Annotated in this window: 14 protein-coding genes; 11 read left to right on the forward strand and 3 right to left on the reverse strand. The window is 68.7% G+C overall.

What is annotated here, in order from left to right:
* The gene (locus tag ACFVDI_RS14155) at window positions 1–1191 is read right to left on the reverse strand and encodes a zinc-binding dehydrogenase (RefSeq protein ID WP_378905956.1); all 1191 of its coding nucleotides are present in this window, start codon (window positions 1189–1191) and stop codon (window positions 1–3) included.
* A gap of 85 nt (window positions 1192–1276) precedes the next feature.
* Window positions 1277–3577 (reverse strand): HAD-IB family hydrolase, encoded by a 2301-nt coding sequence (locus tag ACFVDI_RS14160; protein WP_378905958.1) that lies wholly within the window; start codon window positions 3575–3577, stop codon window positions 1277–1279.
* A gap of 96 nt (window positions 3578–3673) precedes the next feature.
* Between ACFVDI_RS14160 and ACFVDI_RS14165 the strand changes: the two genes are divergently transcribed.
* The 9 genes from ACFVDI_RS14165 to ACFVDI_RS14205 all read left to right on the forward strand — a co-directional run bounded on the left by ACFVDI_RS14165 (window position 3674) and on the right by ACFVDI_RS14205 (window position 12766).
* Window positions 3674–4171, forward strand: coding sequence for a hypothetical protein (locus tag ACFVDI_RS14165; RefSeq protein ID WP_378905960.1), 498 nt, complete (start codon window positions 3674–3676; stop codon window positions 4169–4171).
* Window positions 4172–4543: 372 nt separating this feature from the next.
* Entirely contained in the window at window positions 4544–5686 is a 1143-nt protein-coding gene (locus tag ACFVDI_RS14170) for a DUF222 domain-containing protein (protein WP_378905962.1), read from the forward strand.
* The gene (locus ACFVDI_RS14175; RefSeq protein ID WP_378905964.1) at window positions 5683–7515 is read left to right on the forward strand and encodes a recombinase family protein; all 1833 of its coding nucleotides are present in this window, start codon (window positions 5683–5685) and stop codon (window positions 7513–7515) included. The genes ACFVDI_RS14170 and ACFVDI_RS14175 overlap by 4 nt, the downstream gene beginning before the upstream one ends.
* 396 nt (window positions 7516–7911) lie before the next feature.
* The gene (locus ACFVDI_RS14180; protein WP_378905966.1) at window positions 7912–8109 is read left to right on the forward strand and encodes a hypothetical protein; all 198 of its coding nucleotides are present in this window, start codon (window positions 7912–7914) and stop codon (window positions 8107–8109) included.
* A complete protein-coding gene (locus ACFVDI_RS14185) occupies window positions 8106–8318 on the forward strand; it encodes a hypothetical protein (protein ID WP_378905968.1) in 213 nt (70 codons plus the stop codon). Before ACFVDI_RS14180 ends, ACFVDI_RS14185 begins: the two co-directional genes overlap by 4 nt.
* 291 nt (window positions 8319–8609) lie before the next feature.
* The gene (locus tag ACFVDI_RS14190; protein WP_378905970.1) at window positions 8610–9713 is read left to right on the forward strand and encodes an AAA family ATPase; all 1104 of its coding nucleotides are present in this window, start codon (window positions 8610–8612) and stop codon (window positions 9711–9713) included.
* A gap of 113 nt (window positions 9714–9826) precedes the next feature.
* The gene (locus tag ACFVDI_RS14195; RefSeq protein WP_378905972.1) at window positions 9827–10255 is read left to right on the forward strand and encodes a hypothetical protein; all 429 of its coding nucleotides are present in this window, start codon (window positions 9827–9829) and stop codon (window positions 10253–10255) included.
* A 31-nt stretch (window positions 10256–10286) separates the two neighbouring features.
* A complete protein-coding gene (locus ACFVDI_RS14200) occupies window positions 10287–11162 on the forward strand; it encodes a hypothetical protein (protein WP_378905974.1) in 876 nt (291 codons plus the stop codon).
* 839 nt (window positions 11163–12001) lie between these two features.
* Entirely contained in the window at window positions 12002–12766 is a 765-nt protein-coding gene (locus ACFVDI_RS14205) for a DUF3800 domain-containing protein (protein WP_378905976.1), read from the forward strand.
* A gap of 242 nt (window positions 12767–13008) precedes the next feature.
* Here ACFVDI_RS14205 and ACFVDI_RS14210 read toward each other — a convergent pair whose 3' ends face one another.
* Complete coding sequence (locus tag ACFVDI_RS14210; protein WP_378905978.1) at window positions 13009–13530, reverse strand: hypothetical protein; 522 nt, start codon at window positions 13528–13530, stop codon at window positions 13009–13011.
* Between the two features lie 110 nt (window positions 13531–13640).
* Here ACFVDI_RS14210 and ACFVDI_RS14215 point away from each other — a divergent pair, with 110 nt between their 5' ends.
* Both ACFVDI_RS14215 and ACFVDI_RS14220 read left to right on the forward strand, forming a co-directional pair.
* The gene (locus ACFVDI_RS14215; RefSeq protein ID WP_378905980.1) at window positions 13641–14180 is read left to right on the forward strand and encodes a hypothetical protein; all 540 of its coding nucleotides are present in this window, start codon (window positions 13641–13643) and stop codon (window positions 14178–14180) included.
* A 74-nt stretch (window positions 14181–14254) separates the two neighbouring features.
* The gene (locus ACFVDI_RS14220) at window positions 14255–14761 is read left to right on the forward strand and encodes a hypothetical protein (RefSeq protein ID WP_378905982.1); all 507 of its coding nucleotides are present in this window, start codon (window positions 14255–14257) and stop codon (window positions 14759–14761) included.
* Window positions 14762–14943: the final 182 nt, after the last annotated feature.

The following is a 14943-nucleotide window of genomic DNA, read 5'->3' on the forward strand; positions in this document are numbered from 1 at the left end:
CTATGACGTACGTCGGGGGTCGAAGGCCACCTTGACGGTGCCGAGCCGACCGGCTGAGTGGGCATGGTCGAGGGCCTCGCGCCAACGGTGGAGCGGGTAGGGCGCGACGGTCTTGGCGAGGCGGCACATGGCGTCATGGCCGACCAGGTCGAGGGCGGTGGCGAAGTCGCCGGAGCCCCGCGAGGAGGCGTACGTCCCGACCACCTCGAGCTCGCGGAACCAGGCCGCGGACAGATCGGCGGAGGCGGGCATCCCGGAGAGCACCACCCGGCCACCGGCGCGGGTGGCGTGCAGGCAGGTCTGCAGCGACTCCTTGGAGCCGACCGCGTCGATGGTCACGTCCACGCCGCCGAGGAGGTAGGGCGCCGACAGCATCTCCGGCTCGAGCATGAAAGCGCTGGTCGCACGGCGAATTCTCCGCAGCGTCTCGGACGGCGCGACCACCTCGGTGGCGCCGAACTCCATGGCCAGCTCGCGCTGGTGGGCGTGCTTGGCGACGACCAGGATCTCGCCGGCGTCGGTGAGCTCGCGCAGGGCCAGCGTGGCCAGCAGACCGACCGAGCCGGCGCCCGAGACGAGCACCCGGTCACCGGGCTTGATCGCTGCCCTTCGCGCCGTGTGGACAGCACAGGCGACCGGCTCGGCGAGCAGCGCCTGCTCGTCGGAGTAACCCTCCGGTACCGCGTGGAGCTGGGAACGGTGCACCGAGAGCTGCTGGGACCAGCCGCCGCCGGTGTCATGGCAGAACCCGGTCTGCAGCCCCGAGGAGATGTCGCCGACGGTGATCCGCGAGCACCGGTTGGTCTCGCCCCGCGCGCACGCCTCGCAGGCCTCCAGCCCGCGCGCGGCACAGGTCAGGACCGGGTCGACGACCACGCGGGTGCCGGCCTCCAGGTCACCGCACGGGTCGAGCAATTCGCCGACGATCTCGTGGCCGGGCACGAACGGCAGGCTCACCAGCGGCTGGAAGTAGAGGGAGGTCTTCCCCGACAGCATCCCCAGGTCGGATCCGCAGATGCCGGAGAGCGAGACCCGCAGCCGGGCCCAGCCCTCGTGCTCGACCTTCGGCGGATCCAGCGTCACCATCCGCAGCGGTGCCGCGGCCCCGGTGAGCAGCAGCGGCAGCCGGCCGCCGGCCATCTTCCCCAGGGCAGTCTTCGCCACCGATCGATACATCTCAAGCGCGAGCATCGTCACCCCTCCTGCTGTCGAGTCGGCCCGTCAAGACGGGCCGACTCGGCACATATTTTCGTCAACATGGGCCGACTCGACATGGTCATCGCCTCCCCGCAGGGTCCAGCGTGCGGCTCGCGTGCCCGGGAGACTCCCAGTCGACGATCGTCCAGTGGGCCTTCTTGGCGTGCCGGAAGAGAGGTACGTCGGGCCGGACCGCGACCGGATGTCCGACCGCCGCGAGCAGCGGGAGGTCGGAGTGGGAGTCGGCGTAGGCGAAGCAGTCGGCCGTATCGATCCCGGATCGGCGGGACCACTCGCGGACGAAGGCCCCGCGCGACTCCCCGACCAACGGCGAGGAGGCCAGGTGTCCGGTGCAGAACCCGCGGTCGTCGACGGCCAGGTCGGCGGCCTCGATGTGGTCGAACAGCGGCAGCAGCGGCCTGGTCAGCGGCCGGATCGCACCGGTGACCAGCACCGTCACGTGCCCCGCGGCACGATGCTCTCGGATCCGCCGGACCGCATCCGGGGCCAGCCGCCCGAGGATGTGCGTGGTCAGGTGCTGGTCGACGATCTCGTCGAGCTCGGAGAGCCGCGCACCGGCGTACTCCTTGTAGACCGTACGCAGCAGCGAGCTGCGCTCGGCCCGGTCCGCCCAGACGTACTTGGGCACCTTGCCGGCCATCCGGGCGATCTCGGCGGCCTTCTTGGTGCCCGACAGCTCGCCGAGGCGCAGCCAGAGGTAGGTCTCGATCACGTTGGAGGACATCAGGGTGCCGTCGAGGTCGAAGAAGGCCGCGACCCGCTTCTCGTCGGTGGGCGAGGCCGCCGAGATCCGCGGCATCCGACCGGGGACCGGCTTCTTCCGCAGCTTGCGCAGCTCGTCGAGCTCGCGGACCGGCTTGGTCACCGACGGCACGTGGATGTCGTGGAGATACTCGTGCCAGTCGATCACCCCGGTGTCGAAGGCGAAGGTCTCCTGGTCGGCCGGCGACAGCGACCGATACAGGGCGAGGGTGTTGGCGTCGACGAAGCGGAGGTCGGCCTGGGCGTACTCCTTGTAGAGGTCCAGGTAGCGCCGAAGGAACTTCAGCCGCCGGCCCTGCCGGTCGAGGTCGCGAGCCCAGCCGCGGGTGCGGTCGCTGCGCGGGGCCAGCCCGAGCAGCGTGTCGGCGACCCTGTGCACCTTCTCCCCGGTCGCCATCATCCGCTCGACCGAGGCCCCGCCCGGGAAGGTCCACTCCGGCAGCCGCGCGGCACCGCGGTCGCCGGCCGCGAACGGCTCCTTGGAGAAGTAGGCGCGCACGGTCTCGTAGAGCATCCCGAACGTCACCGGGTTGCGGTCGCCCGAGGCGAGGTGGAAGTAGGCGGGCTCACCGTGCTGGGGCGGGTGCGCCAGGCAGGCGACGATCGAGGCGACCACGTGGTCGACGGGCACGATGTCGATGGCGGTGTCGGCGGCGGCCGGGAAGAGCGGCAGCTCACCGCGACCATAGGCCAGGATCAGCGGCTCGGCCATCTTGAAGCCCTCGATCCAGCCCGGATGAGGGCGGGAGACGGCCGACTCGATGATCGCCGGGCGATAGATCGTGGCTCGGTGGCCGGCGGCGGCGTGGGCCTCCACGACGCGCTCCCCCAGCGCCTTGGTGAAGGTGTAGCAGTCGGTCCAGCCCAGCGAGCGCGCCCGCTCGGTGCCGAGACGTACGAGCTCCTCCTTCACCCACTTCTTGCGCGCCTCCTCGGCGGCAGCGGCGGCGGTCATCAGCCCGGCCCGGCCGTGCTCGCGCTCGGCCTGCTTGCGCAGCTTGGAGATCACCTCGACGCTGCGCGAGCGCTCCTCGACGGCGGCGCGCTGCGCCAGCCCCCAGGCGAGCTCGGCGTCCACGTCGACGGCATGGTCGACGGGCCCCTCGGGGATGTGTCCCCGTCGCCGCCCGGAAACGTACGCGGTCGAGACGTGCAGATAGTGGATGTCGCGCCCGGTCTCCTCGACCCGCTTGAGCAGCTCGCGCACGCCGACGACATTGGTGACGAACCCTTCGTCGACCGGCGGGTCGAACGAGACGTCGCCCGCGGAGTGCACGACGGCATCGAGGTCCTGCGGCAGCGCGGGCGGGTCGGAGAGATCACCCTCGACGACGTTCACCTCCGCGTCCGAGACCGCCTCGAAGATCGGCTTGGCCAGCAGCTTCGCGATCCGGTCGGCTCCCGGGGTCGATCCCTTCGGGCGCACGAGCACACTGAGGCGTACGTCCGGCACCTCGGTCAGCAGCAGGTGCAGCAGCGCCTCCCCCACGAACCCGGTCACCCCGGTGAGCAGCACATGCTGTCCCGCGAGCCGCTCGCGGATCGAGGTCCGGGGGTCGCCGTCGTTGATTGCTACCTGCACCAGGTCCGAGGTCACGGATGCGATTGTGCCCGGTCCAGGCAACCCCCGTGACTCCTTTTCCGGGCTCGACCTGAGAAACTGCATGGAACCCCGCAACCCGAGGAGACGTACGTGTCGAGGAAGCTGCTGAGCGTCGCGGCTGTCCTCTCGGCGACCGCTCTCGCCGGCTGCGGGTCCGGGGAGCCCAGCAGCGGCAGCCCTGGCCCCAGCCCCTCCACCTCCGCACCCGCCGAGGCTTCCGGTCCTTGTCTCTTCGAGCCCGCCCAGGTCGCTCGTGCCATCCCTGGGTCCTGGTCGCAGAGCGCCGACGAGGACGTCTGCACCTACACCAGCGACCGGGGCGCGATCTTCGTGACAACGCTGGTCGACACATCTGTCTCGGCTGGGCTCTCCGCCAGCCGGGAGGACTGCATCCCTTCTCCTCCGCCTGTGGAGGTCGGCGATCGGGCGTTCGTGTGTATCGAGTCGCACGACGACGGGGATCTCGTGGTCGGGAACGTTGCTGTCGGGAGTCGGTTGTGGTCGCTCGTCATCGTTCCTGACCAGGGGGTTCATGATGCTGAGCTCGGGGCCATGGGGCGGCTGGTCGAGATGGTCGCTGACTCGTAGGACTGCTGGCACCGCCGGAGCCGCTGGGCGGACGCGTGTCGAGACGCGGCGCACCGGTGGTCGAGCTTGTCGAGGCACCCGTGAGGAAACCTCGGTTTAGCGGCTGTGCTTTCGTTTCAGGGTTCGCCGCCGACCCTTGCTTTGAGTGTTTCTCGATCGCGCGCCGCGTCAAGGACGGGCTTCGCCCGCCGCTTCGCGGTGGCCTTCGGCCATCCTTGACCCGGCACCCGATCGAGAAAGATTTCGCCTATATCGGGGCGGCGGCGAGGGTGTGGCGCAGCACTCACGCGTCTTGTTCGCTGACTGCATAATTGCGTTCTGAACAGCAAAAACAGATAGCACAATGGTGTTCGAACGCATATAATAAGCACTATGTACGAGACCATCGACCGCCTGCTCGACGGGCCACCTCCGGGTGCGTCCGAGGGTGAGCTGGTCGACTGGATCTCTCGCCTCGAAACGGTGAAGTGTCGCGCGGAGGCGGTGCAGGCCGAAGCAGCGGTACGTCTCGAGGAAGCCGCCCGGGCACGGCAATCAGCCGCGGGGGTTCCTGCCCGGAAACTCGGCGAGGGGGTCGCCTCGCAGGTCGCGCTCGCCCGGCGGGTCTCCCCGGCTCGGGGTGCGAAGCTGCTCGGGCTGGCGAAAATCCTTCTGGCCGAGATACCCCACACCTTCAACCTGATGAAGGCCGGACTGTTCTCGCAGTGGCAGGCCACCATCCTGGCCCGCGAAACCGCCTGCCTCTCGCTCGATGACCGTCGGGTCATCGACCACGAACTCTGCGCCACTGGGCCAGGCGGTGAACCCGCCCGAGCGGTCGCGATGGGACTACGCCAACTTGAGAACGCCGCCAAGAAGCTCGCTATCTCGCTGGACCAGGCCTCCGTGGTCGCCCGTGCCGCCAACGCCGCGAAAGACCGGCGGGTCAGCCTGCGGCCGGCACCGGACACGATGACCTGGTTGGGTGCCCTCCTCCCGGTCAAGGACGGCGTCGCCGTGTTCGCAGCATTGGACCGGGCCGCCAATGCCGCCCGCGCCGCCGGGGATGAGCGGAGCCGGGGTCAGGTCATGGCCGACACCCTCGTCGACCGGATCACCGGCCGCGAAGCCGCCGGGGCCAAGCCTCGGGTCGAGGTCAAGATCGTCATGACCGCCGACGCTTTGAGCAACGACAGCGAGCAGACGGCGATGGTGGAGGGCTACGGCCCCGTCCCCGCCACCTGGGCTCGCGAGGCTCTGGCCGACGCCGACGTCTTCATCCGCCGCCTCTTCACCGACCCCGCCGGCCAACTCGTCGCGATGGAATCACGCTCCCGCAAAGCCCCCGACGGACTCGCCGAGTTCATCACCACCCGCGACGGCGGTGTCTGCAGGACCAACGGCTGTGACGCTCCGATCCGCAACATCGACCACATCCAACGCCACACCGACGGCGGAACCACCAGCGCCGAGAACCTCCAAGGGCTCTGCGAGCGCTGCAACCTAGATGGGGAATTTAGTACCCTTGCCGCATGAGCACCGGCACCCTAGAACGACAAACCAGCCCCGAGGCTGACCCGCTCGCCGCCCTGATGGCCGCGAACCGGGACCTCATCAACACGATCACGTACCGGGTCCCCACTCGGCTCGTGACCTACTCGCGGATGTCCGACACCTCCCACAGTGAGGACGGCGAAGGCGTCGGCGAGCAGCGGGACGACTCGACCGTCTACGCCGAACGGCACTACCCCGACGCGGTCATCGTCGGCCACTACGCCGACGACAACCTCTCCGCATACGACGAGGACGTCGTCCGCGACGACTTCGAGCGGATGCTGCGAGACGCCAAGGCGGGCCTCTTCGACGGGGTCATCGTCCGCGACTCCGACCGGCTCTACCGGCGGGTCGCGGAGATCTCACGGATCACCAAGGAACTGATCCCGCACGCCCAGGTGATCGCCCGCCACGAAGGCGAGGTCGACCTCTCGACGGCGGCCGGAATCTTCCGCGCCCAGATGCTCGGAGCCGCCGCCGAGATGGAGTCCCGCCGCAAGGCCGAGCGGGTCCGAGACAACGCACGCCACCGCGCCCAAGGAGGCCGCATGACCAGCAGCACGAGACCGTTCGGGTGGGCCTGGAAGGAGCCCTGCGACGCCGGGGAAGGTTGCCGCCACAAGGGCCGTCCCTGCGCCGACTGCAAGGCCGCCAAGAGGTCCCGGGATTGCGAGCACAAGACGTGGCACGCCCCCGAGGAACTCCCCGTCATCGGGTCCCGACAGGGGCTCGTCCCGCACCCGGTCGAGGGCCCCCTGCTGGCCAACGCGTACGACAAGGTCGCGGCCGGGGAGGAGTTGCGGACCGTCGGCCGCTGGCTCGCCTCCCAAGGTGCCCGAGGTGTCGGCGGAGGCGTGTTCCGGCCCGACTCCCTGCTCTACATGCTGCGGTCCCCGAGGCATGCCGGGCTGGTCGCCCACGGTCGCTACACCGAGAAGGAGGCCGCGAAGGTAGGCAAGCGCCCCGGCGAGTGGCGGGTCGTCGCGGAGAGCGCGAACGGTCACCGGATCGTCGACGTCAACCTCTGGCAGCAGGTGCAGACGGTCCTCGACGCGTCGGCGAAGCGGAAGACCCCGGGCCGTCCGGCGAACAACTACCTGACCGGGATCGCCAAGTGCGGCCGGGTCATCTGCGAGACCTGCGCGAAGGACGAGGCCGACGCTCGGCATCACGGCGGAGGCGACCCCGCGTCTCTCGTGGAGGCCGAGCAGCCGCATTCCTACGAGCCCGTTGTGTGCGGTGCCCCGATGGTCGCTGGGGCGAAGCACAACACCCGGGCGAGCGGCGAGAAGGTGAAGACCCCGACGTACCAGTGCAGCCGGTACGTGCATACTCGGAAGGGTCGCGCCGATGTTGACGAGCATGTCCTCGACCTCGTCGGGGTCTACCTCGTGGAGCACGCCGACAGGTTGGCCGCGAAGGCGACCGTCGGTCCGGGCGCGGCCGAGCAGTTGGCGGCACGGGAGGTCGACCGTCTCGGCGAGCAGATCGCCTCCTATCAGCGGCTTGCTGCCGACTTCGACCCGGCCGACCTTGCTGCGATCCTGGCCGATCTGCGGGCCAAGCAGACCGAGGCGAAGCGGAAGGCCGTCGTGGTCGCTCCTCGCCCGGCTGTGGCTGCCCTGGTCGCCTCGGAGGACATCGGGGCCGTCTGGCAGGCGATGGTCGAGGACGAGGATCGCGACCCGGTTCGTGCGGTGCTCCGCGACCTCGTCGACGAGGTGACGGTCCGGCCGACCGGGAGGCGTGGTGCCCCGATGGACGAGTGCGTCGAGATCCGCTGGGCAGCCTGGGTTATCGACCCCTCCTGATCGTCTACGTCGAAGGCCCCGTCCACCTGATGGTGGGCGGGGCCTTCCGCATTCCCAATCTCGTCGGGATGAACAGGCCCGGCGCAACGGCGGCAGTGGGCGAATTTCTATCGGCCGAGTTCGAGAGCTTCTTGCGGTGGATTAGGTCCCGTATTCGGGGGATAACTGCCTTAGGTCGGTGGATAACCCTGTGAATGTTGGGCCGAGCCAAACAAGTTAGCGAGCGCCCAAACCGGTCACAGCGTGAATTCCTTGCATAACCCATACGCCGCCCGTTTAGGTGGGGAAAGCACAGGAATCACGCCGTATAAAGCACGGGGCGGCCGACTGAACACCGGCAAGTCTCCGGTCGGACCGCCCCGCCACCAATCCCAAGTAGGAAAGGCGGTACCAAGTATGCCCGCATCCGGAACCGACCCCGAATACGGCTCGCTCGCAACCGTCGGTCAGCGCTACGGCTACTCAGCCGACACCATCGAACTCCTCGTCGCACGAGGACTGCTCACCGCCTATCGGCTCGCAGGGACCGGGCACCGCCGCGTGCGATACGCCGACGTCGAGGCCCTCCTCGTCCCCGAGAAGGAGATCGCATGAAGCCCGCGACCGCCGCGTGGCTGCGATCCCGGTTGGCTGCCCGGATCCGGCCCGATGACGACTCCCCGGCTGCCGAGGCCGAGCGGGAGGCACGGTTCGAAACCATCGACCGCGAACTCGCCAAGACCCAGCCGCCCTCCGACGATCACGCCCGGCGGCTCGCCGCCCTCCTCGGCCTCCGTGCGGGAGGTGACGCCGATGCCGCGTGACCAGCGACCGCCCGGAGACGGGAGAGGCCGCCCCTGCAAGGGCGGCCCCGTATCCCCGTCGCCAACGAAGAACCAGGCCAGCGTAACCGAGCCCGTCGACATTCGGTCCGGCTCATGTCCCTGCGGCTGCCTCCTCGGCGTCGACTGCATCGCCGACCGGTCCGCGCCCGTCGTCGTCAACCACGGCTGCCACTGCGGACCCCTCGGGCTCGACGGGATCAAGGCCGCCACTGCCGCCGGGCTCGTCTGTGGTCCCGGGCGCTGTGCCTACGACGAGATGCGGGGTGCCGCATGAGCACCCCCGCCCTCGGTGTCACCCATCCGGAGAAGTGGTCCACCGAGCCGACCCCAGAGCCCGCACACCTCGCCGTAGACATCGAGGATGGGACACCCGTGCAACCAGCCGACGAGGAGTCGAAGGAGTCGCTGCTCGGACTCGAGATCACCACCGCCGACAAACTGCGCTACCTCCTCCCGGACCCACCCCCGCCACGCATCGCCGGAGTGCTCCCTGGACGTGGCGGGGCCGTCCTCATTGCCCAGGCCGGAGCCGGGAAGACCACCATGCTCGCCAACCTCGCCCGCGACCTCCTGGAGGGCACCGCGTTCCTGGGGCGCCAGGCCGTCCGCCAGATCGGGGGTCGGGTGGCGCTGCTGTCCTACGAGATGGACGCCGCCGAACTCATCGACTGGTGCGGCTCTGCCGGGGTCGATCTGGCCCGGCTGGTCGTGGTCGACCTCCGCGACATCCCGAACCCCCTGCGCGATCCGTTCGAGCGCGAGATCCTCGCCAGGGCCCTCGATGCGTTGGAGGTCGAGATCGTCATGGTCGACACCTTCGGCCGTGCGTTCACGGGGGAATCTCAGGACTCCGCCTCCGACGTGACGGCCTGGTTCGCCATGCTCAACCAATTCACCCGGAGTCAGGCAGGTGCGAAGGAGTGGATTGTCGCCGCCCACGCCGGGTGGACCGACGGCCGGGGACGCGGATCCTCGGCGTTGCATGACGCCCCCGACTCGGTCCTGATCTACAAGCGAGACCGCGATGGCGAGACCCGGACCCTCCGCGCCGACAAGTTCCGAGGCCGCGACCCGTTGCCCGAGGTTGCCGTCGTGATGGACCCGACCACGCTGCGGCTATCCAGCGAGTCCCCGGCCCCGAGGGGCGAGACGTATGCCGCCGGGGTGATGGCGTACGTGACCAAGCATCCGGGATGTAGCCAGCGCGATATTCGCACCGAGGTCCCGGGCAACGAGAAGTCGGTGGCCGATGCACTGGCTTCACTGGTCCGCCAGGGGGTTATCGAGCGGACCCCAGGCCCCCGGAATTCATGGCTTCACACCGTCACAGACCCGAGTGGTGCCACTGGTGCCGACCGTTGCCGGCACCAGTAGTGGTGAGTGGTGCCCCCTCTTTATAAGGGGCACCACTCACACCACTCACCAATCACCGGAACCAGCGGCACCAATCCTCACCCCATAACCAGCCGAAACGAGGAGCGACACGAATGACCTCAGCCCGCGCCACCCGCAGCGCGGTCCCGTACCTGCCCGAGACGATCGCCGCCGACATCCACGACCTCGATGAACGGGTCGTGTGCGACCGCTGCGGCGAGCCCTACCTGATCATCGGGAGCGGCAGGCAGCGACGTCTCCAGCCGAACCACCGGCCCACGTGCACCTTCTATCGGGCACCAAAGCTTCAGAACGCCCCTGTGAGTCCCGACCAGGCCCCGAGGGACCCCGAGGCCCAGGACGCGCAGCCAGGCCCCCACAGGCCCGGCTACATCCGGCCGGAGAACCGGCGCTGCAAGCCCTCAAGGAGCACCACGACGCCGCCGGTCGACATCGACCTCGCCCGCCTCAGCGACCCGGGCTATCTCCGCGCAGTGACCCGCGACCTGTTCGGGCCCCGAACGCCCGAACCAGGCCCATGACCCCGTCCGACACCCACGACAGGAGCACACCATGACCACCAGCCCGCTCAACCCCAACCTCAGGGGCACCATCACCCTGCTGACCTCGACCCTCCACGACCTCGGCCGCGACCTCCCCGAGGCCCTCACCGCCGCCATCGCCGAAGCCGACGCCGCAGCCCAAGTCCCGCGCGACCTGATGCCCGACCCGGAGCGGGCAGCCCAGCGCTGGTTCGAACTACGCCGGGCGGGCGAGGACCCCATCAACGACCCCGAGATCGCCGACCTGCTGACCCGCAACTGGCAGACCATCGGCTCCGTGGAAGACCACCTCCGGCGCTTCGCCGACGACCACAAGGCTGCCGCGGTCGCCGACGCAGCAGGCGACATCGTCGAGGCGCTGCGCGAGGTGGTCGCCGAGGCGCAGGAGCCCATCACCGAAGCCCAGGACGCCATCGGCGACCGAATCACCCGCGCCGACACCGGCGGCCTCTCGCCCGACGGGGCCCGGCAGCACGCCCGCGCCCGGGAGGCGTTCAGCCGGGTCGACCTCGCCCGACGAGCCTGGGTCCTCCTCGCCAAGCACACCGGAGCCGCGACCTGGCGTCCCGAAACCGCCGAGGAGTTGCTGATCCTCAGCGACCTCGACCTCGACGCAATGTTCGCCATCGACCAGCGGGTACGCCGAGCCAAGAGGGACCCTGGTACTGCGCCCCGGGTCGAGGCGTACGACGCGAGGACCATCGTCGCCGCCGGACACCCGCTCGACCTTGCGACGTTCGAGGAGTTCCGTACTCGGCTCGCCACGGTCACCGCACAGGCACAGCGCGAACGTGACGCCGACGCCCGCAAGAGGAGCCCCCGCGAACACGACGGCATCGACCCCGTGGGGACCCCCGTCCGAGCCTGGGTCGACGCCACGTATTAGTCAGCCAGCGGGTCAACGTCACCCGGGCCGAGGTCGTGGGCATGGCCTCGATGCGCAACCCGGGATCGAAGGTGGCGAGCGTCGAACTCCTTCCGCCTAGACCCACCTGCCCGCCTCCTGCGCCCCCTCCCCGCCAGCCCCGGGGAGGGGGCGCGTCGCGTCAGAGGTGGGGGGAGGTGCGCCCCCGACCCCGCCCCGCCCGACCCCGCCCCGCCCGACCCCGCCCCGCCCGACCCCGCCACGCCCGATCCCACCCGTACGCCGCCGCGACGGCCGACCACGACGGCCGACCACGACGGCGGAGCCACCGCGAACAACCGCCCCTCAGGGAACCGAAGTGCTCCGGCAGGCACAGACGCTCCGGACCTCGTCGTTAGCCCCATCAACGCCGTTAGCCCCATCAACGCCGACGGGATCGGCAGCCCGAGGCCGACGACATGGACCCGACGAGGTGCCGGTCGTCCAGTCGGCTCGGGTTGGCGCCTACGACCGCCACAGCGGGCCGCACAACGCGCTCTGCGCGATGAGAACCGACGAGGTGCATCCGAGGCCCGTGGGTCCCGGTCGAGGCCATCAGGGAGCCAGACACGGCGAGCGGGGGGTGGGGAACGTCCCCCCACCCCAACCGGGCAGCCACCCCTCGTCATAGGGCCGATCCCTCTAGATGCCCCTGGGGGTCACGCGGCCTGGCATCAGTTCCAGCGGTGACTGCCCGAGCGGGAGGCGTCATGTCGCGCCGCCCCATGCTCGGATCCTCGGCCGACTAGGTCGTCCAGCGGGGTAAAGAACTCCCGCCGATTTGCCACGCGACGGGACATCCCGATGCCACGATAACCCTCATGCTTCTGGCCTATGTCGATGAGACCGGCGACACCGGCGACCCGGCACTCGCAGGTTCGAGCGCCTGCTACGCGCTCGGGTGTGTCCTGGTGGAGGTGAGCGACTGGCCCGAAGCTTTCGACGCCATACTTGCCCACCGCCGCCGCATCCGGGACACCTTCGGAGTGCTGCTGCGTGACGAGTTGAAGGCCAACTACCTCATCCGTGGCTCCGGCCCGCTGAAGCGGTACAACCTTTCCCCGGACGCCAGGCACCGGATCTATCGGTCTGCCCTCACGACGCTCCAGTACCTGCCCGCCCGCGCGTTCACCGTGGTCACCGACAAGACGAAGACCGGGTGGCAGGGGCAGCAGTGCTTCGAGGGCACTTGGGAGATGCTGCTCCAGCGACTCGAACGCACGTCGTTCTACGAGGGCAAGAAGCCGCTCATGATCATCCACGACGAAGGCGAGAACGACGCCGTGCGCCGAATGGTACGGAAGGCCCGCCGACACCTCACCGCCGGGCGCATGTTCGGCGGTGGCACCGTGCGGAACCCGATCCCTCACCTCATCGACGACCCGTCGCCGCGCGCCTCGAATCACTCCTACTTCGTGCAGATGGCTGACCTCGTCGCATACGCCGGGTGGCGCACCTACATGCACCCCAGTAAGAATGTGGCCCGGGTCGTCCCGCCAACGATGTGGGACCACCTGGGAGACGCGACCCACCGAAACGTGAACGCCTACTCCGGTGGAGCGCCCGGGGTCGTGGTGCGGAAATGAATAGGCCCCCGGGTCTCCCCGGGGGCGGCAAGCGCCTACCCCGGCCAGTAGGGCGCGGATCAGCACTTACGGGCCAAGGTAGTAGATAGAGCCGAACGGTGTGGCATTTCGACCGTATGTCGCCGAATCTGGCCACATCTAGCCATATCCCGCTGAATCGGCCGAAGGCGGGACCAGACGCAGTGGGGGCAGATGAGAAAGTCGTCACCTTGCCCCGGTCACGGATGCGGGCTCGCCGGGTGTCAATGGACGAGCAGGGCCCGCACGTCTCCGGTCGCGTTCTTGATAGCGGCCTGGAAGGCCGGGATGGTCTCGTTCTGCACCTTCTCGACGTCGACGGCCAGCAGGTCGCTGTTCATGGCGTGCAATACGTTCACCAAGTCCAGGCCGTAGGTCTGAAGCGTCCGGCCGATGTTGGCGAGGCCATCGGGCCCGAACACCTCGGCTTCCAAGATCAATCGGCTCAGATCGCCCATCCCCGAGTTGAGGGTATTCGTAAACGCGGCGACCTGCTCCTCGTTGGGGTGTCGCCCGAGTGCACCCTGGTCGTATGCCACCTGGGCAAGGGTTCGGCCCTGGCGCTCAACGGTCGCTGCGGCCGTGAGGAGTCGGATGGAGCGGGCGGCCCGCTCCTGCTCCTCCTGTTCTTTGGTAGCTTCCTTGGCCCGCTTGGTCGTACCCAACTCCGAGAGCCACCAGCCGAGCCCGATACCCGCCGGGCCGACCGCGACCGCCACCACCGTCATCACCTGTTCAAACGTCACGGGCGCACCGTACGGCCGGGCGCTGCCCTCCGTGGCCGATTCAGATGCGTGCCCGCGAAATTCGATGAACCGTGCTCACCCCCCTCGCCAGCGCCCTAGTGTCGGTTGCTGTGACGGAGGGATCGGGCGATACGCAGGGATCGCACGCGAAGTTCAACGTCTTCGTGCGGTCGTATCTTGACTCCGATGCCGTGCACCGGGTCCGAGGCTTCATCCTGGAGAGCGCCGCGTCGCTGGAGTTCGGTATCAATGAGGTCCTCGGAGCCTGGCTGGCTTCCAACATCGAAACCAGTGACGAACTCGCCGTCAACGTCCTGACCCGCATGCCCGTCCGTGACCGCATCGCAATGCTCGATCGCCACATGAAGGAGACGGGAGCCGACGAACTGTGGCCGCTCCTGGTACCGGTACTCCAGCGCATCTATGACCTGCGCAACCGCTACTCCCACGGATGGGTGACGCGTCTCGGCGACGGTGGCATCCGGATCGTGACATGGAACCGAGGCAAGGGATCGGCGGTCGAGTACGACCCTGATCACCTACTATGGCTGGCCTACGAAGCGGAGATCGCGAGTATCGACCTGGCACGGCTGTGGGCGTTCTGGGTGCCTGCCGACCCGGTCTGGCATGGCGACGAGGCCGCAGAGTGAGAACCAGTAGGGCGAGGTTCACGACTTCTGCGATTTCACTGCGCATGAGCGGGTACTCGGTCAACATTGCGGCCGTGGACACAGCATGGATCAGCGCGGCCAGCGGATTCGTCGGCGCGCTCGTTGGCGCTGGCGCTGCATTGGGCGGCAAGTGGCTCGACGCCTATTTCGCGCGCAAGGCGGAGCGACGTCGACGGGCAGCGGAACTCCTAGAGCAGTTCTGGGAGGTCACCGAACGTATGTGGCGGCTCGGTATGGAGGCCGATGAACTCGACCACTGGATCGACGGCAACCCGGTCGGCGAAACCCGGTTCCCCGACGAGCCTCCGGTGTCCGAGCAAGACCATGCCGTTTGGAGGCGGGAGGCGTCAGAACGGCGTCTGGGCTGGACCGAGGCCAACAGAGAGGCTGGGATACTTCTCGGGCGCATGCGGCTACTGAATCTGCCGATCACCGAGGAGGCCAAAGCGCTCCGGGCAGCGTCAGTCCGCTCGTACGGGCGGGAGAAGAATCCGCTCGTGAAGCGAAAGGAAGCCCTTGAGACCTTCGAGAAGGCGGCGCAGCGCTTCATGGGCTCGTGAGGCCTGGTCCCGACCAGCGCTTGGGTACTGAATACCCCAACTAGCAATCAAGCCAAAGAAGCCCTCGGATGGCAGACCAGACCCGGACCCGACGGCAGCATCACCACCATCACACCCACCGGCCACACCTATGTCAGCCCACCACCCGACACCTGGCGGGCGAACCCACCACCCCTGTCTCG

This window comes from Nocardioides sp. NPDC057767 (assembly GCF_042798275.1).
Classification (GTDB): domain Bacteria; phylum Actinomycetota; class Actinomycetes; order Propionibacteriales; family Nocardioidaceae; genus Nocardioides.

Bases quoted from the DNA above. Each gene is read 5' to 3' on its own strand.
- ACFVDI_RS14200 (WP_378905974.1), top strand. From the start codon at position 10,287: ATGACCACCAGCCCGCTCAACCCCAACCTCAGGGGCACCATCACCCTG.
- ACFVDI_RS14170 (WP_378905962.1), top strand. From the start codon at position 4,544: ATGTACGAGACCATCGACCGCCTGCTCGACGGGCCACCTCCGGGTGCG.
- ACFVDI_RS14185 (WP_378905968.1), top strand. From the start codon at position 8,106: ATGAAGCCCGCGACCGCCGCGTGGCTGCGATCCCGGTTGGCTGCCCGG.
- ACFVDI_RS14190 (WP_378905970.1), top strand. From the start codon at position 8,610: ATGAGCACCCCCGCCCTCGGTGTCACCCATCCGGAGAAGTGGTCCACC.
- ACFVDI_RS14205 (WP_378905976.1), top strand. From the start codon at position 12,002: ATGCTTCTGGCCTATGTCGATGAGACCGGCGACACCGGCGACCCGGCA.
- ACFVDI_RS14175 (WP_378905964.1), top strand. From the start codon at position 5,683: ATGAGCACCGGCACCCTAGAACGACAAACCAGCCCCGAGGCTGACCCG.
- ACFVDI_RS14180 (WP_378905966.1), top strand. From the start codon at position 7,912: ATGCCCGCATCCGGAACCGACCCCGAATACGGCTCGCTCGCAACCGTC.
- ACFVDI_RS14195 (WP_378905972.1), top strand. From the start codon at position 9,827: ATGACCTCAGCCCGCGCCACCCGCAGCGCGGTCCCGTACCTGCCCGAG.
- ACFVDI_RS14155 (WP_378905956.1), bottom strand. From the start codon at position 1,191: ATGCTCGCGCTTGAGATGTATCGATCGGTGGCGAAGACTGCCCTGGGG.